At 32.8% G+C, this 24,826-nt stretch carries 17 protein-coding genes and 1 pseudogene; 4 read left to right on the top strand and 14 right to left on the bottom strand.

What is annotated here, in order from left to right; translation table 11 throughout:
* Positions 1-196: 196 nt before the first annotated feature.
* The 6 genes and pseudogenes from ausB to HMPREF3241_RS03020 form a co-directional block, all read right to left on the bottom strand.
* On the bottom strand, positions 197-820 hold the full coding sequence (ausB, locus tag HMPREF3241_RS03040) for an aureusimine biosynthesis 4'-phosphopantetheinyl transferase AusB (protein ID WP_002475407.1): 624 nt from the start codon (positions 818-820) through the stop codon (positions 197-199).
* A 9-nt stretch (positions 821-829) separates the two neighbouring features.
* Positions 830-7,993, bottom strand: coding sequence for an aureusimine non-ribosomal peptide synthetase AusA (gene ausA / locus HMPREF3241_RS03035; protein ID WP_070853439.1), 7,164 nt, complete (start codon positions 7,991-7,993; stop codon positions 830-832).
* Between the two features lie 197 nt (positions 7,994-8,190).
* Positions 8,191-9,432: an MDR family MFS transporter gene (locus HMPREF3241_RS03030; RefSeq protein ID WP_070592614.1), complete on the bottom strand. Its 1,242-nt coding sequence runs from the start codon at positions 9,430-9,432 to the stop codon at positions 8,191-8,193.
* A gap of 265 nt (positions 9,433-9,697) precedes the next feature.
* Positions 9,698-9,904: pseudogene (locus HMPREF3241_RS13115) on the bottom strand (single-stranded DNA-binding protein).
* A gap of 38 nt (positions 9,905-9,942) precedes the next feature.
* Entirely contained in the window at positions 9,943-11,361 is a 1,419-nt protein-coding gene (locus HMPREF3241_RS03025) for an MDR family MFS transporter (protein ID WP_002475429.1), read from the bottom strand.
* Positions 11,362-11,923: 562 nt separating this feature from the next.
* A complete protein-coding gene (locus tag HMPREF3241_RS03020) occupies positions 11,924-12,172 on the bottom strand; it encodes a hypothetical protein (RefSeq protein WP_002458092.1) in 249 nt (82 codons plus the stop codon).
* Positions 12,173-12,503: 331 nt separating this feature from the next.
* Here HMPREF3241_RS03020 and HMPREF3241_RS03015 point away from each other — a divergent pair, with 331 nt between their 5' ends.
* Positions 12,504-13,952, top strand: coding sequence for an MFS transporter (locus HMPREF3241_RS03015; protein ID WP_002458093.1), 1,449 nt, complete (start codon positions 12,504-12,506; stop codon positions 13,950-13,952).
* 79 nt (positions 13,953-14,031) lie between these two features.
* Here HMPREF3241_RS03015 and dhaM read toward each other — a convergent pair whose 3' ends face one another.
* The 8 genes from dhaM to HMPREF3241_RS02975 all read right to left on the bottom strand — a co-directional run bounded on the left by dhaM (position 14,032) and on the right by HMPREF3241_RS02975 (position 20,433).
* Complete coding sequence (gene dhaM / locus HMPREF3241_RS03010; protein WP_001830585.1) at positions 14,032-14,406, bottom strand: dihydroxyacetone kinase phosphoryl donor subunit DhaM; 375 nt, start codon at positions 14,404-14,406, stop codon at positions 14,032-14,034.
* Positions 14,407-14,409: 3 nt separating this feature from the next.
* Positions 14,410-14,985 carry a dihydroxyacetone kinase subunit DhaL gene (dhaL, locus tag HMPREF3241_RS03005; protein ID WP_002446881.1) on the bottom strand — a complete coding sequence of 192 codons (576 nt, stop codon included), beginning with the start codon at positions 14,983-14,985 and terminating at the stop codon, positions 14,410-14,412.
* Between the two features lie 54 nt (positions 14,986-15,039).
* Positions 15,040-16,002 carry a dihydroxyacetone kinase subunit DhaK gene (dhaK, locus tag HMPREF3241_RS03000; RefSeq protein ID WP_002446880.1) on the bottom strand — a complete coding sequence of 321 codons (963 nt, stop codon included), beginning with the start codon at positions 16,000-16,002 and terminating at the stop codon, positions 15,040-15,042.
* Positions 16,003-16,017: 15 nt separating this feature from the next.
* Complete coding sequence (locus tag HMPREF3241_RS02995) at positions 16,018-17,121, bottom strand: glycerol dehydrogenase (RefSeq protein WP_002446879.1); 1,104 nt, start codon at positions 17,119-17,121, stop codon at positions 16,018-16,020.
* Between the two features lie 304 nt (positions 17,122-17,425).
* The gene (gene bioB, locus HMPREF3241_RS02990) at positions 17,426-18,391 is read right to left on the bottom strand and encodes a biotin synthase BioB (protein ID WP_002458096.1); all 966 of its coding nucleotides are present in this window, start codon (positions 18,389-18,391) and stop codon (positions 17,426-17,428) included.
* Positions 18,392-18,691: 300 nt separating this feature from the next.
* A complete protein-coding gene (locus HMPREF3241_RS02985) occupies positions 18,692-19,567 on the bottom strand; it encodes a 5'-nucleotidase, lipoprotein e(P4) family (protein WP_002458097.1) in 876 nt (291 codons plus the stop codon).
* A 110-nt stretch (positions 19,568-19,677) separates the two neighbouring features.
* A complete protein-coding gene (locus HMPREF3241_RS02980; protein ID WP_070853438.1) occupies positions 19,678-20,106 on the bottom strand; it encodes a FosB family fosfomycin resistance bacillithiol transferase in 429 nt (142 codons plus the stop codon).
* 102 nt (positions 20,107-20,208) lie between these two features.
* Positions 20,209-20,433 carry a hypothetical protein gene (locus tag HMPREF3241_RS02975; RefSeq protein WP_002458099.1) on the bottom strand — a complete coding sequence of 75 codons (225 nt, stop codon included), beginning with the start codon at positions 20,431-20,433 and terminating at the stop codon, positions 20,209-20,211.
* Between the two features lie 483 nt (positions 20,434-20,916).
* On the opposite strand from HMPREF3241_RS02975, the gene argF reads away from it, so the two are divergent.
* From argF to HMPREF3241_RS02960, 3 genes are all read left to right on the top strand, one after another.
* Entirely contained in the window at positions 20,917-21,918 is a 1,002-nt protein-coding gene (argF, locus tag HMPREF3241_RS02970; RefSeq protein WP_070853437.1) for an ornithine carbamoyltransferase, read from the top strand.
* Between the two features lie 22 nt (positions 21,919-21,940).
* Complete coding sequence (arcC, locus tag HMPREF3241_RS02965; RefSeq protein WP_002458101.1) at positions 21,941-22,873, top strand: carbamate kinase; 933 nt, start codon at positions 21,941-21,943, stop codon at positions 22,871-22,873.
* A 164-nt stretch (positions 22,874-23,037) separates the two neighbouring features.
* The gene (locus tag HMPREF3241_RS02960; protein WP_002437775.1) at positions 23,038-24,603 is read left to right on the top strand and encodes a YfcC family protein; all 1,566 of its coding nucleotides are present in this window, start codon (positions 23,038-23,040) and stop codon (positions 24,601-24,603) included.
* Positions 24,604-24,826 lie beyond the last annotated feature (223 nt).

The raw sequence follows: 24,826 nt of genomic DNA, 5'->3' as shown, positions 1-24,826 counted from the left end.
AATGAATATTAATCTATTATTAATTTCTTTTTACAACTATATAAACAACAATAAAATATGTACTTAAATTTAAACTTTTAAATACACACATATGCATTATCTGGATAGCAATTAGTCAATCGAACAACCTTTAAAGTTTAAAAAGACACTCAAACGATTTTCATATCGCTTAAGCGCCTTTTGTAAATTTACACCATTATAATAATTGTGTGAGCGGCACCACTTCAAAGTTTAAACTATGTTTACTCATATGACATATTTGAATGAGCCTTTTAAAATAATCCACTGAGGTAAATTGGACATGTTTTTTTAAAAATCTTAAATTTTGTGTCACATCATAGCGGTCTAAACCATTCACTAATCCCTCACCAATGAGTTTTGTATAACTTTCTTTCTTAGTCCAAATTTCATAAAAATCTTTAAGTGTAGTCACTTGGTTAAATTCATTTGTTGTAAAATTCTTCGCCAAATATTTATAATCTAAGTCTTTCATTTCTTCGATATCAATGCCAATAGGCTGATTATCTATTATACAAACGAGATAAGGATAACTATACGAAAGACTCACGTATATATGACAAGAACTTCGTATCTCAACTTTACCCATAGTTGTGATGTGATACCTCCATTCTTTAGGAGTTAATCCAGCACATTGTTCAATAGCATACTGAATCAATACATCACCTAATTGGTGCATAAGTCGATCCTTTAAAAATTTATAGTGCATTCGTTCTGGCTTTTTCAACTGACGAGAACTTCTATTCAAAAGCAATTCTACTTCCTCTAAAGTTTCTGTCATCTTAGTCACATACAAATACATGATTCACCTCTAGTTGGCATCAAATTTTTCAAACAATAAGTGGTACCATTGTTGCAACCATTGGCAAGAAAGATGTGGCCATTCACCTTGTAATTCTTTCATTACTGTTTGAGTCATATTTGAATCTGTCACACCTGAAATTTGATTATCTCCATTACTATTAAGACCAATCAATTCATGCATACCTAATTCATGTAATTTCTGTTCAAACTCACTATCACTTACTACAGTCATTTCTGACCCTTTGGCATTGTCAATTACTTGTTTCATAGTTATTGAACGTGGTGCGTATACATGATAAATAATAGGTATTGCATTGGATCTTGCCAATTTAATAATATGGCGCGCTGTGACATCTATAAATGAAAATTCAACTTTAGCTTTCGATATACTTTCTCCTATAAACGGCATTTTTAATAAATCATGCATGACAATACTAAAACGATTAGTTGTTAAATTTTTCATATTTAATGGTCCGGTAGAAGCACTTGTCAGATTTCCTAATCTTATAATCTGAGCTGCTAGACCTTCATTAACCGCTTCTAACACTTTCATCTCGCTATAAAACTTACTTTTAGTGTATGGTGATGTAAATAACTGGCCTTTATATAAATCTTTTTCAGAAAATGAAATATCGTCTTGATGTGCTTTAAACACCGTACCTACACTTATCGTTGATATATAGATTAATTTCGCTTTTTTATCCTTAGCTAAATCAATTAATGCTTGTGTACTTCTTACATTGACATCAAAAAATGTTTCATCATCACCAAAGTGATCTGTACGTGCTCCGGCATGAATAATTGTATCAATGGCTGAATCGATAATGAGATGATCAAGTTCTGATAAATCAGCTAAAACAATATCAATATGCTTCATTAATTTATCCACATGAGCCATATCAAAATAACAATTTAAATTATTTTCCAAGTTAGTCTTAGCTTGATTGATATCATGACCTCTGACAATACATGTAATTTGATCAGCATTATCTTGCATTTCATCAATTAAATATGCGCCTAGGAACCCCGTTGCACCAGTTAGCAATACATGACCTAAAGAAGATTGCGCTAGGTGTTGTGGTTTTAGTTGATATCGTCGTTCAACTAATGATTGTAATTGTGGTAGATGATCTGGTAATACTACTTCTGGTAGTGCTTGGCGTGTTTTTGTGTGATTAGCTATATAACGAACAGTTTTAAATTGATATACATCTTGCATTGTAATGTGTATGCCATTTGATTTTAGTTTTGATACTACCACCATTGCATCTAGTGATGTACCACCCATTTCAAAGAAGTCATCATCTATACTCATAGATGATACGTCCAACACTCCGCTAACGATTTGTGCTATTTCTCGTTCGATATTATTACGTGGTGCAACAAATTTATTTTTGTGTACATTAGGTACAGGTAATTTTGACTCATCCACCTTATCATTTCCTGTTAATGGTATTTCGCTAATAGCTGTTAATGTATTAGGAATCATGTATTTAGGCAAATATTGATTTAAATGTTGTGAAATATGATTTTCGTCTTCTTGACTTCCAACATAATAAGCATGCAGCACTTCATGCTCACTTTGTTTAGCTAAAATAACAACGCTATCTGTCACAGTATCCACTGAATTAATGATATTTTCAATTTCACCTAGTTCAATGCGATAGCCATGTACTTTAACTTGCTTGTCTATTCTACCAAGAAATTCAATTTGCCCATCTGGCATCAATCGTGCTAAATCACCACTTCGATAAAGTTGTCCTGGACCAAACGGGTTTTCAATAAATTTTTCCGCCGATAGTTCGGGTCTGTTTAAATATCCTGAAGTTAAACTTTCTCCTGCAATACATAATTCACCTGGAATACCAACGCCACATAGTTTACCGCCTGACATAATAAAAATATCAACATTAGCTAACGGTTTCCCAATCGGAATAGTCGATGGTATGGCGTCACCTTTTTTGTATATCCAACAAGATGCGATAACCGTATTTTCAGAAGGACCATAGGCATTAACATACATATCACAATGCTTAGAGATATGCTGCACAAATGCTGGCGTACTTGTCGCACCTCCTGTAATTACTTTAGGAATGTAAAAATGATGCATCACATTATATACCTGTAGTGGAATAGATGCGATGGTGATATTTTCTTGTGAAATTAACTTTTCTAATAAATCTGTATTGGTCCGCTCAACTGATGTTGCAATGACAAGTGGATATCCATTTAATAAACTACAGTAGAAATCAGTTGCCGAAGCATCGAACACATAATTAGCGTACTGCAGATAGACTTCATCATCGGATAAATTGAGTCTTTTTGTCCAAGCACACACTAAATTTAATATATTACGTTGTTTCACTGATACTGCTTTAGGCTTTCCTGTTGTTCCAGATGTATAAATATGATACAAATCATCTTCCAAATTCCCTGCATATTCTATATTTAAACTTTTATTATTTTCAGTGTTATCAATATCTTCGATTTTAATTACTGGTATATGTGAGGATATTGTTTTTCCATATGTGAGAACTGCTGCGACTTCAGCGTCTTTAATAATAAATTCAATGCGCTTATCGGGATAAGTGACGTCAATAGGTACATAAGAACCTCCAACTTTTAATACAGCAATCATACTAGCAACCATTTCAAAACTTCGTTCAGTTAAAAGGGCTACACGTTCCCCTTTTTGAATGCCATTATGTATCAATGTTTGAGCTATACTATTAGAATAATCATCAAGTTCTTGATACGTCATCGATTGTCCATTCATTTTAAGTGCTACATCATCTGCTTTCGCTTTCATGACATCATGTAAAAGTTGCTGTATTGACTTATTTTTTGGCAAGTCTAAAGAACAATCATTCACATACTTGTCCAACCAAATTAATAAGTCATCATTTTCATCAATATCTTGAATTTTTAGGTTTTCGGTAGATATTACATGTTTAATAATCATTTGAAGTTGTTCAGCAATATGATGAATGGTTTCTTGTTTATATAAATCTGTATTATATTCAATATTAACGACATAGCCATCTTGATCTTCTTCAATAATAAATGACATATCAAATTTAGCTGTTGTTGACTGAGGTGGGATATGTGTCAGTTGACTATGTCCAAAATTCGCATGATTTGTTTCATTATTTTGAAGTACGAGCATCACATCAAATAACGGATTATGTGAAGCATCTCTTTCATCAACAAGATCATTGACTAAGCTTTCAAAAGGATATTCTTGATGTTCATATGCCCCTAGACACATCTCTTTCATCTCAGCCATCAATTGATCCCATGTCTTTTGATCATGTGGTCGACCACGATATACAAGTGTATTAGCAAACATACCTAACATATTTTCAGTATCGCGATGCGTACGCGCACTGATTACACTACCAATAGCGATATCGTCCTGACGTGTATATTTGTGCAATAATACCATGATTGCACTAGCAAAGAACATAAAGTCTGTCACTTGATGTTGTTCTACATAAGATTTCAATTGCTGTTTGATTTGATGATTGTAATGAAACGACAACATATTACCGTTGGTTGTTTTAATACTTGGTCTAGGATAATCCGTAGGCATGTTTAATATTGGAACCTGATTTTCAAATTGTTGTAACCAAAAGTGACGTTGTTTAGATAAATCTCTATGCACCATCCACTCACTATAATCTTTATACTGAAGCTTAAGTTCAGGTAATGATTTATCTTGATATAAAGCGTTCATATCAGATAGTAAAATCGTGTTACTCATACCATCATTAATACTATGATGAGTATCCATAAATAAATAATCTTGTTGTGGTCCATGTATATATTTAACTCGCATCTGACTTGGTTGTTCTAAATCAAACGGTTCCATAAATGATTGAATAATATCTTGCTCGTTCGTTAGAGATGTCGTTACCTCTTCAAAATCAGGTAAAACGTGTGTTGCAATACGTTGTTTAACTTCATTGTCATCAATTACATATTGTGTTCGTAATATTTCATGACGTTCAATTAACTTAGATAATGCACGTTGCAATTGCATAACATTGAGTTCAGAAGATAATCTCCATAAGAATGGAATGTTATACACTGTGTCTTTAGGATTGACCTTCCATAATAGATACATACTTTTTTGAGACGCACTTAAATCATATTGATACGATTCATTTGCTTTGGGAATCACATCATAGACATCATTTTGCAGTTCTTCAATTTGTTGTCCTAGTTGCTCTACAGTAGGAGATTTCATTAAATCACCTACTTTAAGACGTTTTTTCAACCTTTCTTCAATACGGTTTACAACTAATGTTGCTCTAAGAGAGTGTCCACCTAGTTCAAAGAAATTATCTTTAATACCTACCTGATCAATATGTAAAATCTCTTCGAAAATACGGCAAACAGTGCGTTCAATATCGTTACGAGGTTCTACATAATTTCTATTATTCTTTAGATTAATTTCAGGTAATGCACGCACATCTAATTTCCCATTCATCGTGATGGGTATACGATCCACCTTCATAAAATGCACAGGTATCATATATTCAGGTAATGTTCCACTTAAAATATCTTTTAATTGACCTGTTGATTTTAATTGCGATGCTTCATAATATGCCACTATTTGTTTATCTTGGTCTTGTTCCCGAACGATGACTACAGCTTTATTAATATCACGTATAGCTTCTAATGCTTTTTCAATTTCTGATAATTCTATTCTAAATCCACGTATTTTAACTTGCTTATCGATACGACTAATATAATCAATATTGCCATCTTCTTGAAGACGAACTAAATCACCGCTACGATAAAGCATTTCATTATTAAAAGGTGACTGAATAAAACGTTCAGCAGTAAGTTTAGGTTGATTTAAATAACCTTTTGCTAAACCTGCACCACCAATGCACAATTCACCTGGAACACCTACACCACAAATACGTTCACCTTGCATGACATAAACTGTCGTTCCACTAATAGGTAAACCAATAGGTATACGTGAAGGCATCTCTTGTGGAATCGCAAAAGTTGTAGTAAATGTTGTATTCTCTGTCGGTCCATAACCATTGATTATTTGAGGATGACACTCACGTGAATTTAATAAGTGAACCCACTTAGCATTTAACACTTCCCCACCGATAAACAAATAAGTTAAAGATTCTAATGCTTCGATACGTTCGCTGGCAATTTGATTAAATAAAGATGACGTTAACCACATCGTGTTGACTTTATTTTCAGTAATAGCTTGATCTAACAATTGAGGATTTAACAATGTATCTTTAGATGTAATGACTAACCGTCCACCATTCAATAATGGACCATATATTTCAAAGGTTGCTGCATCAAAAGCTACTGTTCCTGATAATAAGACGGCTGTATTTTCATTCAATTCGACATAATTTGGATTGTGTACTAAGCGATTAATACCTCTATGTGGCACCAGTGTCCCTTTAGGTTTACCAGTCGTTCCTGATGTATAGATGACATAAGCGATATCTTCTGAACAATTAATGCCTCTAGGGTTATCAATCTCTTGTTCTCTTGAACCAACTATAAATTCTATATCCATTTGAGGTAAATCTGATTGAAATGATGTACGATATGTTAAAACCGCTTTAGGTTTTGCGTCCTCAATAATATAATTTATTCTTTCTTCAGGATAATCTGGATCAATTGGTATATAACCTGCACCAGCTTTCAAGATGCCTAACATTCCAATAATCATCTCTAAGCTGCGTTCTGCTATTAACGCCACCATATCATTAGGTTCAATCTGATTATTTAAACGCAATTTATATGCTAAAAGATTCGCACATTGATTTAATTGATGATATGTCATCGATTGTTGTTCATATTGCAACGCAATACTATCTGGATGTTGGTGCACTTGACGTTCGAATCTTTCAACCACGCTTTTATAAGTGACCTCACTATAATTGATGTCATTGTTTTGAAAATTGATGTTGTTATATTTAGCTAAATCTGATCGATCACTGAGTTTTATATCTTTAATTAATAATGATGGATTTTGTGTAATTTGCATATAAATCCCATTAATTAATTTGACTAACGTATGTACAGTTAAATCATCATAAACATTGTCATTATAAACTATCTCAAAACCACCCTGTACGTGAGGATAAAACTCTAAATCCGCTAATGATGATGCTTCATTGTATAGACGATGTATATGATGACATATATGATTAAGCTCAAATTGTTCTTGTACTTTTTCAATATGAATCATCGTTTCTACATCTGTTTGTACTGCTTTAGGTTGAACAACAAAAGACGTACCACACATTTGAAGCTCTTCAAGTAGTGCGGAACACTCATCCACCATATCTTTTACGGTGTCACTTTGACTAACACTTAAATTAAGTGGGGCAATGTCTGTGTTTAAAACCATCATATTCTCAGTATTTTTATTATCTATCGAAAAATGGATGCCTAACGTCACATCAGAAGACTGACTTATAAAATGATGCGCTAAGTAAATACTTACAATCCACACATCAATGTCTAAAGATGGTAGTTCTGTATGCAAAGAACACATTTTTTTCTTTTCACATGTATTCTTAACAGGTATGTAAGCGTAATTATCACCGTCTGCATTCAATACGTTGAAGTGCTTTAATGGACATTCAGCTTGATTTTGATCCATCTTTTGGTTCATTTCTTTGATCCAATTATAAAAATCCGAGATACTATATTCACTTTTTAAAGAGTGGGTATAAGCGATATTTAATTGTTGCAAAAATGGAGTTAATTGACTTTCATTAAAAATAGTAGCGTGGAAATCTAAAAGTAGATAGGCTTCATCTAGAAATTGATAAATCTTAAAATTAAACAGAGGTAATTGATTGAAATGGTAGGAATTTAAATTACGTGTAAAGAATGCTTCTAAATCTATGCTTTGCGACATTTCATTAACTTCTTGAATTTCAATAAATGGAAAAAAATCTCTTAAATTTATCTTGAGTTGATTAAAATCATCTGTCACAAACTGTGTGCGCAACACAGGTTGATTTTGAACGACATCTAATAATGCATACATTAATCTATGTAACTCAATGTCGCGACTTAACTTTACCCAATATGTCACCCTGTGTTCTGAACTTGATTGATTTAAATGTTTAAAATAAAAATACTTTTGAAAATATAGTGCTTCAATATTCATTAGAGTCCTTCTTTCATATTCATTCCCAAAATAACTCATAAACAACATACATCATATTTTCTAGCCATGATTTATATTAGTATACTCTCACTATAGAAAACAATTAGGAATATGAAAATTAACAAAATCTTAATAAATATAGTTTTTTTAAAATTACGAGCAATTTGGTACGAATTATACATTTCTAATTTAAAAAATTATTGTGAATTTGCATTATTAAAACGACTCACTGCAATGTAAAGTGACATGCCACCTAGCAGTAATAAAACAAACATATAAATCCCCATCTCCATTGAAGTTAAAAACACACCTAATATAATTCCAAATCTTGCAAGTAATTCAGCTAGGTTAAATCCTAAAGCATGCACTGCTGAATATGTCCCTCTCTTATGAGAAGGAACCATTTTAAAACGATTTTCTTCAAGAATTGGAGAATATACCATTTCACCTATCGTCGCTATAATCATAAATATGATAAGTAACGTAAAATCATTAAGATAAGTGAGGTTCGAATATCCAATGACATAAAAAATAATTCCAATCAATAATGCTGTTTTAACATCCATTTTCATAACAATTTTTGAAATAAAATAGGTAAAAATGATAACAATGATTGTATTCGTCATTAATAGAAGTGAATACATTTTAACGCCATCGATATGTAACGAAAACAATATCATCGGATCAAACTCTTGTTTTAAACGCACTGAAATGTATGATGATACAGATAACTCACCCATCGTTAAAATACTAAATCCTATAATTAGAAGTAGATATGTTGTATCTTTAAATACTGGTTTATAACTTTTTAATATTTGACCCACGGAGAATTGTTGCTCATTAGCATGATGTGTGTACGACTGATTCACTTGATTTAAATCTTTAGGCAACCATATGAAAAGTGCTATAAAAACCATAATGTAAATAGCAAATGCGATTAAAAACAACATAGATTTATGTGCCCCATACATCAATCCACCTATGAGCGCACCAAAGGCTACAGCAATATTCGTCAGCCAATAACTTACCTTATAAATATATTGCTCAACTTCAGGCGTAATCGCATCCATAATAATCGTGTCCATAATAGGTTGCTGCATGCCTATTGTGATACTAAATATTGCGTAAGCGATACAAAATAAAATGATCATATATACTTGTTCCGAGATTGTAATCGCCATAATTACGAGCATTAAACTTAATATCAATTGATAACTTAGTGTCAATGTCTTTTTAGGTAATCGTTCAATAATATGACCTGATATTATTGATATGGGAAAATTTATCATGACTAGCGCGAATAAAAAGAGTCCTGAAAAATGTTGATTGACCATATCTGTTAAATACAATGCCATAAATGGTAAAAATGCTGTAACGATCATATTTTGGAAGAAATCACATATCAGTCGTATCTTTAAAGTCAAACTCAATTGTTTCAAATTCATCCTTCTCTCTATGTTAGAATATAAACTTTTAAATCAAATGGATTGTTCTGAAAAAGAATTAAGAACAATTTAATTTTACATCATATATACTATATATAGTCTTTCTTATATTTAAATGCAAGTTTCATATTAAGTAAATTGATTAAAAAATTGTTTCAATTTCTCATTAATCGATTTCATTTTAAATAAAAATATTTCATCGGTATATTTAAGTGGTGGATGGGGGCTTGAATTTAGAAATTATGATGGAATTCATTTTTTATTTAACAACCGTTAGTCCGTTTGAATTTCCACTAAAAAGCTGAATAATAAGACATATATTCATAATGTCTTCATTGTCTCACTCTCTAAGCGTCGATACCCAAATTGCTTTGTCTATTGAAATACACTCTGTTAATGCCCAGAAGTTCACCGCTGTCTTTACATTATAAAAAACCTGGAACATCAATTTGTGTCCCAGGTTCATCCCATAATTCAGTCTCTCTTATACAGTTTTTTGAATAATTAATGATTTTTTTCTTCTTTTATGAATAACGCTAAGATAAATCCAACAATAATTAATACTGTAGTAAAAATAAATGCAACATCTATACCATGTACGGTTGCTTCTTGTGTTAATTTCATTTTTGACATTGTCGCGTGTGAAGCTGTATACTGTTTTGCCACTATTGATAAAATTGTCACACTAATCGCTGTACCCATAGCACCTGCAATGATGCGTAAAGAATTCATAATTGCTGTACCATGTGAGACATCATCTGATTCAAGTGCATTCAGTCCAACTGTATTAAGAGGCATCACTAATAATCCTAATGCGATCATCCGTATAGTATAAACGAGAATCACAAACCAGTATGGCGTTCCTGTAGTAAGGAACGAATATAAAAATGTCATACTAATGAGTAAGATAAAACCAGGTATCACAAGCACTTTAATACCATGTTTATCAAAAATTTTTCCTGTATAAACCATCGTTAAGCCATTAATGACCGCGCCTGGAAGTACGACAACCCCCGATAATAATGCGGATTGACCTAAACCTGTTTGAATATAAATAGGTATGAGTAACGCAGGACTTACCATTGTAATATATACTAGCATTGAAGAAACAGCTGAAAGTGTGAACACTTTATTTTTAAACACACGCATATTTAACAATGGATGTTTTAATTTAAGCTGACGCGTTGTAAAAATTATGATAATGGCTATACCAAGTACAAATGTCACAATGACAGGTAGAGAGGTGATACCAAATGTACTCACGCTACTAAATGCGAATAATATTAAACCAAAGCCGAAAGTAGAATAAACTACAGAAATTTTATCAAGAACAATGTCTTTTGTTTTTGTATTATTTTCAACAAAGAAAAATCCTAAAATAAAAGCCACAGCAGCAATTGCTGAAACAAGATAAAAAGGCATTCTCCAACTAAATAAATCTACGAATAATCCAGTTAACGTTGGACCAATTGCAGGCGCACTTTGTACAACCACACCTGCCAATCCCATCGCAAACCCACGTTGTTCAGCAGGAAACAGTGTAAATACTGTAAACTGCATCAAAGGCAAAAGAATGCCGGCACCAATCGCTTGGATAATACGAGATATCATTAAAATTGTAAACGTAGGTGAAAATGCCGCTACAATAGATCCTATAAGAAAAATAGCCATTGAGAAAATATATAAATGACGTGTCGAATATTTATCCATTAAAAAGGCAGTAAGAGGAATCATAATACCGTTAACAAGCATAAATCCAGTAATTAACCATTGCGCTGTTGTTTCTGTGATGTTCAGTCCTTTAATAATTGCTGGAAGTGCTGTGTTTAAAATAGTTTGGTTGAGCATTGACACAAAAGCACTAATAAGCATTACCGTAACGATAGCGTTACGTTTTGAGGTAGTCATTGAAATATTAGACATCGAATGGTACTCCTTTCAAAAATGAAGTTGCAGACACCAAACTTAAGATTGTGTAGAAGACTATTAAAGAAACAAGTTGGTGGGTATAACATGAATGGTAGTCTTACTTGCACATTAACAAGAATTATTACTACATTGTGAAATATATCCTAGAAGTCTTATATAAGTACTTAACTGTATAAAATGATTAAAAATTAACAGAAGTAAAATAAAATTCGTATCGAATACGATGAACTACGCTTTTCAATAGATTGAGTTAAACCTTGTTATAATCACATTTTAGTTCTATCCTCATATGTGAATACATAAAAATACCCGAGACGTTTGATGATGTCTCGGATATTAATCATATATTACTATTTTATATATCTACATTCCTTTTCAATTCCCAACTTACTAGCGTCATCATTTACACAACACTACTTAATAACAAAACGCTTTTCGTTAAACTTAATCCTCTCGTTGTTGTTCATGATATTCAACTTTATTTATATGATATAAAACCTGAAAATTTCTCAACAACTGCTATGTCATAATCATCTTGAGGGATGACTAACTTCCTTTATTTATCCTTTTGTGCTCTCTGCCATTCCTCTGCCAAGAATAATAGAGCCACAATACCTATAATCATAACGCCAATCAGTTTCATATGTATAATATCGGCTTGATACATATATATAAGACTTGCAATCACACCAACAGGCACAATAAGGCCTAATATTTTATTTCCCGTACGCGATAAAAAGTAATGAATAGCAAGCAAAACAGCGTATATAATGACTGGCGGTATGTAATGTAAAAAATCCATCATAACGTATTATCCTCCATTCGAATTCATTAATAACCTTCTATGTAAGGATAACGTACTTATGGTTATTGGTCATTGATTCCAAAGTTTAGTTATTATATTTTTAATGAAATACCATGCCATTTTCATATCTTTAACAGTATAAATAATTACATTATCTTTTTAAAAATAAAATATATTAAGATTTTCTTTTTCATTTTTAATAACATCATATCAGTTTATTTATCCACCTTACCATTAGCGTTATAATGATTAAGTTGCTTTTTTTATCAACAAAAATTTAAAGATGTGAGATGAATAAATGATGGAATTTTGGTCTTCAAAACGAGACAAGATGTTAGAAATCACTGTCCTCGTGTTTATTACAATTTTTGGTGTAGGCTCTCAATTTTTTTCAAATTTAGCCTATAGTTTAAATCAAGGTATCCTTCAAACATCCTTTGGTATTGGCTCTCAATATCTGATTATCCCCTCTGTATTAGCTAATTTCACTTTTGCTTTAGGTATACCGTTGGGGCATACACTCACACATAAATATGGATTCAAGCGTAATTACTTATGCTTTGTGTTTATATTTCTCATTGGTTCAATCTTAGGACTTTTATCTTTTAACTTAATCATTTTGTCTATTGCTAAAATGATTCAAAGTTTCAGTTCAGGTGTATTATTCTTTACCTTGTTACCTAAACTTTTCTTGAACTTTCCAAAACAATATAGAAATGTATTTTTATTGATGGTTATTGTAGGTTTATTTGGTTCAAATGCGCTTGGAGGATTATCTGGTAGTTTATCATTAGAATTAGATCGTTGGCATTGGATTTTTGTAGTAAATATCATCTCCGCGATATTATGCTTAATTCTAGGCAACGTCATATTAAGAAAAGATGAATATCATCAAACGTCAGATATTCATATTAGTCGATCAATGATGATTACTTTAGTATTAAGTACCATTTCTTTAATGATTCCTATGTCACTTCTTACTCAAAAAGGCTACCATTCATTATGGGTGTGGCCGATACTCTTAATTGCAATATTTTTTATTGTAAATTTTATCATTACAAATCGGCAAGCTACACATCCTATTGTTCACTTTCATACACTATTCAGTAAAAAGCCTTTCGTCGGTGCAACAATGGCAATTTCATCACATTTAACTTTATTAACAGGCATTGCTGGTATCAATGTCTATATCGTAAGAATATTAAAGTTGCCTTTTGATATTTCATTACATTTCTATTTCTTTTTCTTTGTTGGAGTCATTATAACGGGTATCTTAAAAATGTTCTTTTATAGCTCTGTCGGTGCAGGTTTTTTAGGTACATTGGGATCGTCAGCCTTGCTATATGTAAGCATCCATTGGATTATTCTGGGAAATACGATTAACATTCCATTACTTTATATTCAAGGTCTTCTGCTCGGCTTCGGTGCAAGCATGACCTTAGTTAGTGGCTCGATGGCTACATTATTGGACGGAGATTTAAAAGAAGCAGCACAACGTTCTCAAACCATGCATACAATGAGAAATTTCTCTGCTGCTATGTTGATACCGATTATTGCTTATACGATTAAGAATCATATCCAAAAAGGAACACAGTCTATATATGCCGAAAACATTACTGATAAAATGATTTACCTTAAAAAGTTGCAAGATGTTGCGATTGATGCTGATCATCAAATATTCTTATTAATGATTATTTTCAATATGGTCATGTTCGTTTCTTCAATTATACAAATGATTTTAGGTAAAGGTAGACGTATTACACCACCTCGGGAATCATAAAAAGATGTTAAATCAAAAGCTAGGCACATTACAATGTATCACTTGTAATGTGCCTAGCTCTATATATAAAGATTTAGTATTATTCTTCAGGATATTTAGCTCTTACTTCAGAGATAACACTATCCATACTCATATTTGATTTAATTCCTACACTTGCAATAAAACTTCCTTCAACGATTGGCGCTTCCATTTTAACAATTTTGTGGTCACCTTCGTACATTTCTAAAGCTGTGTCTAAATTCATGCCTGCTGAACCGATGTCATAGAAACAAAGCGCATCATTTTCAAGTCCATTAATTACAGAGACGATTTGATCAAATGATGTACCGATTTCATCGTCACTTAAACCACCAACGGCAATAAGGTCAACACCACCGTCAGTCATTTGATTGATTAATTGTTTAACACCTTCTGCGATTTTATGACTATGACTTACTACTACTATAGATGTCATGACTTACTCTCCTCCTATAATTGCATTAAGAATATAAACACTACTTTGTGCACCAGGATCAATATAACCTTTTGAAGCTTCGTTAAAATATGATGCACGGCCTTTAGTAGCTACCATATCTTTGGTTTCATTAGCAAATGATTGTAGTTTATCAAGATCTACTGTTTCATCATTTTCAACAGCTTTTCTCGCACGTTCGATAACATCATACATCGTTTTTTCATTTAATTCGACTTTACCACGTTGTTGAATGCCATCAGCAAACGCTTTAAGTACGTCTTTAAGATTATCATGATCAATTTCATCATTCACTGCACTCGCCATTTTGATAAAACCAAACCCGTATAATGGTCCAGAAGCACCACCTACGTTAGACATTAACGTCATACCTGTTGATTTAAATAGCGCTTGCATACTTTGATCATCTATTTTTTCTTTTAAGTGTTCGAAACCTCTGACCATATTTACGCCATGATCTCCATCACCAATAGCTCTGTCTAAATCAGTCAGTTCACTTTCTTTTTCTTTAAAAGTATTTTCTAAATCTAATAAGCGTGCTTTGATATCTGCTACATTCATTCTCTAAGTCACCTCAAAATTTAATATATATTTATTACTTATTGAATTTTAAAATTAAAAATATTTACTTGCTGTAGGTGCAGCTAAAGCTTCACTCACTTCTTCACTGAAGGGGAGTACAGTAATAGAGAAGCCTTGCATGTCTAACGCTGTCATATAGTCACCTACGAACCATTGTTTAACATCAATATCATTCTGATTGAATTGTTCATCTAGATATTTAGTAACTATATTTAATTCTGATAGTGGTGTACCACCCATACCGTTAACCATTACGATTAAAGGTTTTTTCTCAATTTCTTTGTACAACTGATCGAGTAAACGTTCAACAATCACGTTGATGGGTTGTACGTCTTCACGATGTAAACCTTTTTCACCGTGAATACCGATACCAATTTCCATTTGATTGTCTTCAATATCGAAACCATTTTTACCAGTTGTGGGCACCATTGGAGGCGTTAATGCCATACCAATACTTTTAATATCTGGTAAAAGTGCCTCAACTTTAGATTTGATTTCATCAAGTGCAACACCTTTTTCAGCTAGGTATCCAGCATATTTATGCACAAACACTGTACCTGCTACTCCACGGCGTTTTTCCGGGTCAGAAATTGCAATATCATCTCTAACAATGACACTTTCAACTTTAATATCTTCCATTTGAGCCATTTCTTGAGCCATTTCAAAGTTCATAACGTCTCCTGCATAGTTTTTAATGACAAGTAGAACGCCGTCACCATTGTCCACAGCTTTAATGGCATCTAATATTTTATCAGGTGTAGGTGAAGTGAAGATTTCTCCACATACAGCTGCATCGAGCATGCCTTCTGCTACAAATCCTGCATGTGCAGGTTCATGACCACTACCGCCACCAGAAACGAGTGCAACACCTGATTGTTTTTTATGCTTTCTAACAACAATAGTGTCAGATACAACTTCAACATCGTTGTTTGAAACTGTAATTCCATCAAGCATATCTTTTAAAATTGTGTTTTTATCTTGAATTAACTTTTTCATTCAAAGCGACTCCTTTTAGTTGAACTGACTTTTAGATAAATCGTTAACAGTTAAAATTGCGTCTGCGATTTCATCAGCAGTGATTTTATCACTTAAGTTAGCAAACGTATCATTTGGTGTTAATGCACGTTCACCTACTTGAACTAATTCTTCATAACTTGTGTTTTCAATGTGAAGACCTTCTAATGTTGTTGGCATATTGATATTATCGAAGAATGTTTTGTATTTCATGAATTTTTCAGTTGGCGCATTTTCAAGTACTAATTGTACTAAAATACCGTATGCCACTTTTTCACCATGAGTTAAGTGGTGGATGTCTCCTTCTAAAGCTGTGAATCCATTATGAATTGCGTGCGCACCTGCTAATCCGCCGTTTTCAAATCCTAAACCTGAAAGTAATGTATTGGCTTCAATCACAGCATCTACTTGTGGTGTCACGATATGTTTTTCTACAGAAGTATAAGCACTATAACCATATTCAAAAATAACTTCTTCACATTTTTGAGCGATTGCTAAACTTGCTAATGTAGGTTTGCCATGGAACATGTTTTGTCCTTGTCTACGAAGTGTAGATTCAACTTCGATTAATGTTGCTAAACCATCACTCATACCTGATGCAAATAAACGTACAGGTGCTTGTGCAACAATTTCAGAATCTACGATAACTGTATCAGGGTTTTTAGGGTAGAATTCATAACCACTAAATGATCCATCTTCGTTATAAATAACAGATACTGCTGCTGTTGGTGCATCCATTGATGCTGTAGACGCAAAATCGATGACGCTTGCTTTAAGTTCAAATGCCACAGCTTTACCTGTATCTAACGCTTTACCTCCACCTAAACCAATAACAACGTCAATATTTTTTTCTTTATATTGTTTAGCTATACGTTGAATTTCTTCTTCAGAAGATTCTCCTTTAAATACTTCATATTCAAAATCAACGTTGTTATTTGCTGAGAAACTTTCTTTTATTTTTTCTTCAGTAATATTCCAAACTACTTCGTCTGCAATAATCAACGCATGACTACCAAGACGTTCTGTTTCTTCAGCGATAGAGCTAACAATACCTTTCCCTTGTACATATCTTCCAGGTGATTGATAAATAAATTTAGACATAAGTATTCCTCCAAAACATCTTTTATATTTATATTAAAAAATAAGATTTAAAATGAAATAATGTAATCTCATTCCCCTAATCTTAATTTTTAATAAGCATGGATCATACTGTCTCTCATCTCTCAATTCCTAGTATACGCTTTCAAAAAATTTTTTAAAGGATTATCCATCGAAAATTTAATAGTATTTGATTAAATTGTTGTTAATTCTTTTAAAAATTCATTAAAACAGCGCATGGTTAGTGCATTATGACAATTTATTTAAAACTATATTTACATTGAATGAAAATATTTTTAATTATAATTTAACTGTCAATTTCAAACCCTAAATCTTCAATCATACGATAATCTTCCTCATTCGGTTGACCACCAGTAATTAAGTAATCTCCTACAAAAATTGAATTGGCCGCTTTCAATGCGAGTGGTTGTAATGAACGTAGATTTACCTCCCGTCCACCTGCAATTCTAATTTCTTTTGTTGGATTGATTAACCTAAACATCGCTATAATTCTTAAACATTTCATTGGTGACAATAAATCTAATCCACCGAATTTAGTTCCTTTAATAGGATGTAAAAAATTAATAGGAATGCTATCAGCATCTATGGCTCTTAAAGCAAATGCCATATCAATAATGTCCTCATTTGACTCTCCCATACCACATATCACGCCTGAACAAGGAGAAATATGATTATCTTTCATCATTTCAACCGTATTCACTCTATCCTCATATGTATGTGTAGTTACTACTTCATCGTGATAACGCTCACTCGTATTTAAATTATGATTATAGCGATCGACACCAGCAGTCTTTAATTTTTTAGCTTGTTCTTCTTTCGTTAATCCTAAGCATGCACAAATCTTTAGTTGTGGGTGTACCTTTTTAATATCTTCTACTGTTTCACAAATATGATCGACTTCTCTGTTACTAGGTCCTCTACCACTCATAACGATACAATATGTACCGATTTGATTTTCAGTTGCTACTTGAGCACCTTTTTTAATTTGGTCCTGTTCAACAAGTGCATAACGTTGCTTTTCTTTCATTTTTACAGATTGCCCACAGTACCCACAATCTTCTGCACAGATACCACTTTTAGCATTTAATATCATATTAAGCTTAACTTTTTTACCGTAGTAATGTTTTCTCACTGTATAGGCTTCATTTAATAAATCAAATGTATCAATTTCAGCATTTTCGAAAATAGATATTGCTTCATCTTTTGTTAATGACTCTTGATTTAACACACGTTGGGCTAGGTTTAATGTCATAATCTTTAACTCCTTTTTCTTAAAAATTAGCATTTCAAATCATCCGATTGCACATTGTAAACTTTTTCCTATTATAAGTTTACATTAATCTAGATATGATTGAAAATATTTATAAAAAAGGTTTATAAAAAAAGGATGGAACAACGCGTACATTGTTTCATCCTCGCAATGGTATAACACGGAATTAAAGTACTCCATGTAAATATAACTTTATTAATTATTAAAGTGTCTGCACACAATACGATCATTATGCGCAAAACTTTCTTTTACTAATAGAAATTTAGTATTTAATGTCAGGAATTATTTTACTTCACCCGTTTTAGGATTAAATTGTTTAATTGATGCCTTTCGTAATGTATCTTTTTCATTCTTACTTATTTGGTAATTGTTATGATAAAGTGTAGATTCCCAACTTCCATACATTGGATTAGGGAAAATAATATACTTTGTGCCAAAATCTTTTTCATGTTTCTGCACGAGTTTCTCACGTTCTTTAGCAGTAGACTTTTTAGGATCTGTAAAATCTAACAAATTGTCACCAAATAACATCACTAACTTATGATTTTTTTCGACTTGTTGGCGTCGTGATGCTTTACTTTTATCGTTTTTCCCTTTTAGTAAAATATGATTATCTTTCGCTTGCGGTAGTCCAATATTTTTTAAATTTTCCTTTGTAGCTTTAAAATCTTTTTCTTTATCACGGTCAGAAATATAGTAAATATCGATACCTTTTTTGTCAGCATATTTTAAGAATGATTTGGCACCATACACAGGTTTTGCCTTCGCTGCTGCAACCCATTCATGCCATCCTTCTGGAAAAGATGTATCGTGCATAGAAGCATATCCTTGATATGGTGAATTATCAAGCACTGTTTCATCTAAGTCTAAAGCTATAGCAAGTTTTTTCTTACCTTTATGCTTTTTGATATTTTCATCTAACTGATATTTCGCAGTATTGTATCCCTGTAGATAAAGTGCCTTCGCTTCGGCAGAATTTTGATACCATGAGACAGCCATTACATTTTGTTCACCAAGGTTGGGATCATTTTGATGTTGTGTCGTATGATTATGGTTATCTTTAGTATGAGATTCACATGCATATGTATGAATTGGTGCCGAAATTGTCACTGTCGATGCTAATGTAGCTATTGCAATGTACTTTGATAATTTATTCATTGATTCACCTCATTAAAATAATTGAAAATTACAAATTTTAGTATATAGTAATTTTATTCCAAAATGAATCATAAAATTTTTTTACAAAAAATTACATATCAATTAAAATATCAAAACTCACCGTAAAATTGCATATGCGTCTTCTCACTTTTATAATATTCCATTCTATCTTTTAATGTCCCAGTATGTAATTCAATTTTATGCCCATCCGGATCTATAAAATATATCGACTTTTTGTCTTTAATATCTCTTGGTCGCCCTTTTAAAATATTTACTTGATTCTCTTTAAGCCATTGAATCCATTTTTGAAAATCTTCTTCATCTATGGAGAAAGCAACGTGTGTATAGGAATGGTTTATTTCATTCCTTGGTATATTTTTTTCTTGATTCAGTGCAATCCAAGTATGACCAATAGTTAAATATGCTGTCGTTCTCCCTGATACTAATAAGTCACCTTGTAAAATATCTTTATAAAATTGTATAGAGGTATTTAAATCACTTACTGAAAAACAAATATGATTAACACTTGTTATTTCCATTTATACACTCCTTGTATTAGTGAAGCTAAAATTTAATATCATGCGTAAAAAAACTGTAACCAAACGAATGATTACAGGATGTACTGATATATGATTGAATAATTAATTTAAATAGTGATCCACGTGTTCAAGTCTATAGTGTGAATCTTTCGCTTTCTCTTCTTCAAATTCCTTTTTAGTTAATGGAGATAAATGTTCAATCTTGTAATGTAATTTTTTCGCAAACGCTTCAACTTCATCTTGATTGTCAGCTGTTACAAACATCGTTAATACATTATCATCAACAATATCTTTATGGTGTTGATAATTCAACTTATACACTTTCATCTTACTGTTCCTCCTATAATACTAATATGCCCTTTTTACTTTGAATAACCTTCAATTTAACTAAAATAATCCACTGATAACTTAAATTTCATGTAAGTTGTGGTTTATTGTAAGAGATGTTTCTAAATATAATAAAGAACAAGTGATTAATCAATATAATTTTACAATTATTTTGAGAATTCACTAATAATATAAAGAAGTTACTACGCTTTATTCAACTAACATACCTCTTACATTTCGAGTCTGACCTACCGTCATTATTTAAAATGTGTTAAATTCATTTTAATTGAATTTTCTAAATTCTTTAAAGTTGGTTTTAACTTAAACATAAACCTTTTTGACAAATTTCACACTATTCAAATCCAATGTTAATAAAAAGTTCATTGATTTATTAATAAAAAATTACAATTTTTGAGATAAGTTGAAAACTTCAAGGAAACGCTTACAATAAAATTGTAATTCATTCACAAGGAGTTGTTATTGATGAAAAATTTACGTAACAGAAGCTTTTTAACTTTATTAGACTTTTCACGACAAGAGGTAGAATTTTTATTAACACTCTCCGAAGATTTGAAGCGTGCCAAATATACCGGCACTGAAAAGCCTATGCTAAAAAATAAAAATATCGCACTTCTTTTTGAAAAAGATTCCACTAGAACACGTTGCGCATTCGAAGTTGCCGCACATGATCAAGGTGCACACGTCACTTATCTTGGACCTACAGGTTCTCAAATGGGTAAAAAAGAGACTGCTAAAGATACAGCACGTGTGCTTGGTGGTATGTATGATGGTATTGAGTACAGAGGGTTCTCTCAACGTACTGTAGAAACATTAGCACAATATTCAGGTGTTCCGGTATGGAATGGATTAACCGATGAAGATCACCCTACACAAGTGCTTGCTGATTTTTTAACTGCTAAAGAAGTATTGAAAAAAGAGTATGCAGATATCAACTTCACTTATGTTGGCGATGGACGTAACAATGTTGCTAACGCATTAATGCAAGGTGCTGCCATTATGGGTATGAATTTCCATCTTGTTTGTCCTAAAGAACTCAATCCGACAGAGGAATTATTAAATCGTTGCGAACGTATTGCGGCGGAAAATGGTGGTAACATTTTAATAACAGATGATATTGATAAAGGCGTGAAAGATTCTGATGTTATTTATACAGATGTTTGGGTATCAATGGGCGAACCTGATGAAGTATGGCAAGAACGCCTTAAACTTTTAAAACCATATCAAGTTAACCAAACACTATTAGAAAAAACAGGCAATCCAAATGTTATTTTTGAACATTGTTTACCTTCTTTCCACAATGCAGAAACTAAAATTGGTCAACAAATTTATGAAAAATATGGCATTAGTGAAATGGAAGTCACTGATGATGTCTTCGAAAGCAAAGCTTCTGTAGTATTCCAAGAAGCTGAGAATAGAATGCATACAATTAAAGCAGTCATGGTAGCAACTTTAGGAGAATTCTAAATTATAGAAGGAAGTGAGTGAAATGGCTAAAATTGTAGTAGCTTTAGGTGGAAACGCTTTAGGAAAATCACCACAAGAACAACTTGAATTAGTAAAAAATACAGCTAAATCCCTAGTAGGATTAATTACTAAAGGTCACGAAATTGTGATTAGTCACGGTAATGGACCACAAGTAGGAAGTATTAACCTTGGTCTGAATTATGCAGCTGAACACGATCAAGGTCCTGCTTTTCCATTTGCTGAATGTGGCGCTATGAGTCAAGCCTACATCGGCTATCAACTTCAAGAAAGTTTACAAAATGAACTTCATTCAATGGGCATAGATAAGCAAGTTGTCACACTAGTTACCCAAGTAGAAGTTGATGAAGGCGACCCAGCTTTTAATAGTCCTAGTAAACCCATCGGTCTGTTCTACACTAAAGAAGAAGCACATCGTATTCAACAGGAAAAAGGTTATCAATTTGTAGAAGATGCTGGTCGAGGTTACCGTCGCGTCGTACCATCACCACAACCAATATCTATTATCGAACTGAAAAGTATTAAAACTCTAATAGAAAATGACACACTTGTCATCGCTGCAGGTGGAGGTGGTATACCAGTCATTCGTGAGCAGCACGATAGCTTTAAAGGTATAGATGCCGTCATTGATAAAGACAAAACAAGTGCATTATTAGGTGCTGATATTCATTGTGATCAACTCATTATTTTAACAGCGATTGATTATGTTTATATCAACTATCATACTGACCAACAGCAAGCACTTAAAACAACAAATATAGATACGCTTAAAACATATATTGAAGAAGAACAATTCGCCAAAGGCAGCATGCTACCTAAAATTGAATCTGCCATCTCCTTTATTGAAAATAATCCTAACGGTAGCGTGCTCATCACATCATTAAGCCAATTAGATGCAGCACTAGAAGGTAAAATTGGCACACTCATTACAAAATAGCATTTTAACGCATAAGTAGAAATTAATTTAAACATATTCATACAGTGCATCCTGTTATCCCACTCCTCTCCATTTCAAGCAGGGTGCACTTCCTTAATCAATCATGTAAAATACTAACCAAATTCAATTGATAGGCTTTTATTTTAGGTTAACTGTCGAAGGAGATGAAACCGTTGGAACAAGCGATCAATGATAATAAAAAGAAAAAACGTTTTAACTTTAGAATGCCAGGTGCATTTATGATTCTCTTTATCCTAACAGTTGTCGCAGTTATAGCAACTTGGATAATCCCCGCGGGTGCATACTCAAAACTTTCATATGAACCTTCATCCCAAGAATTAAAAATTGTCAATCCTCACCATCAGGTAAAAAAAGTTCCTGGAACACAAAAAGAGCTTGATCGATTAGGCGTTAAAATCAAAATAGAACAATTTAAATCTGGTGCAATTAATAAACCCGTTTCAATTCCTAATACTTACGAACGTTTAAAACAACATCCAGCTGGTCTTGATCAAATTACCAGTAGCATGGTTAAAGGAACCATCGAAGCCGTCGATATTATGGTCTTTATACTTGTTCTAGGTGGATTGATTGGCGTTGTTCAAGCGAGTGGGTCCTTTGAATCAGGATTGTTAGCACTTACTCAAAAGACGAAAGGCCACGAATTTATGCTTATCGCCTTTGTCTCTATACTTATGATTATAGGCGGAACGCTATGTGGCATTGAAGAGGAAGCTGTAGCGTTCTATCCTGTACTCGTTCCAATATTTATTGCGCTTGGATATGATTCTATTGTCTCAGTCGGTGCAATTTTCTTAGCAAGCTCTGTGGGTAGTACATTCTCAACAATCAACCCATTCTCAGTCGTCATTGCTTCTAATGCAGCAGGAACAACTTTTACTGATGGTCTTTATTGGAGAATAGGCGCTTGTATCATCGGTGCCATATTTGTTATTAGTTATTTATTCTGGTATTGTAAAAAAATTAAAAAAGATCCTAAATCCTCTTATTCTTATGAAGACAAAGCAGCATTTGAAAAACAGTGGTCTGTGCTCCATGATGACGGTTCTTCTGAGTTTACATTACGTAAAAAGATTATTCTTACGCTTTTCGTCCTACCATTCCCTATTATGGTTTGGGGCGTCATGACACAAGGATGGTGGTTCCCAGTCATGGCATCTGCATTCTTGATCTTTACCATTGTCATCATGTTTATTGCTGGAACAGGACAATATGGTTTAGGCGAAAAAGGCACTGTAGATGCATTCGTTAATGGCGCTTCAAGTTTAGTAGGTGTATCTTTAATCATTGGTTTAGCTCGAGGAATCAACTTAGTATTGAATAAAGGAATGATTTCTGACACAATCTTGCACTTTTCATCATCTATCGTGCAACATATGAGTGGGCCTTTATTTATCATTGTTCTGCTCTTTATCTTTTTCTGTTTAGGATTTATCGTGCCGTCCTCATCAGGATTAGCAGTACTATCTATGCCTATCTTTGCGCCATTAGCTGATACAGTAGGTATACCAAGATTTGTTATTGTTACAACATATCAATTCGGTCAGTATGCAATGTTGTTCTTAGCGCCTACTGGACTTGTAATGGCAACACTTCAAATGTTAAACATGCGCTACTCACACTGGTTACGTTTCGTATGGCCTGTTGTCGCGTTTGTTTTAATATTTGGTGGAGGCTTACTTATTACACAAGTTTTAATATACTCATAATCTTTTAAAAGTGGAAAAAGATTTACCTATTTATAGTTATATCTTTTAGAAATGACGAAAAAAAGAACGCCTAGGACATTAATAGTCGTCCTAGGCGTTCTTAGCATATGAGCAGTCGATGCTTAAATAAAAAAGTTCTATATTCAAATTTTACATGCATGGGACGCTTCATTGTTGAAATAATCTCACTCATTCAATACGTACGCTCTCCCACTTCTTTATT

This window comes from Staphylococcus sp. HMSC34G04 (assembly GCF_001838765.1).
Lineage (GTDB): Bacteria > Bacillota > Bacilli > Staphylococcales > Staphylococcaceae > Staphylococcus > Staphylococcus epidermidis.
The sequence above is the reverse complement of the archived record's forward strand: the minus strand, read 5'-3'. Positions and strand labels throughout refer to the sequence as shown.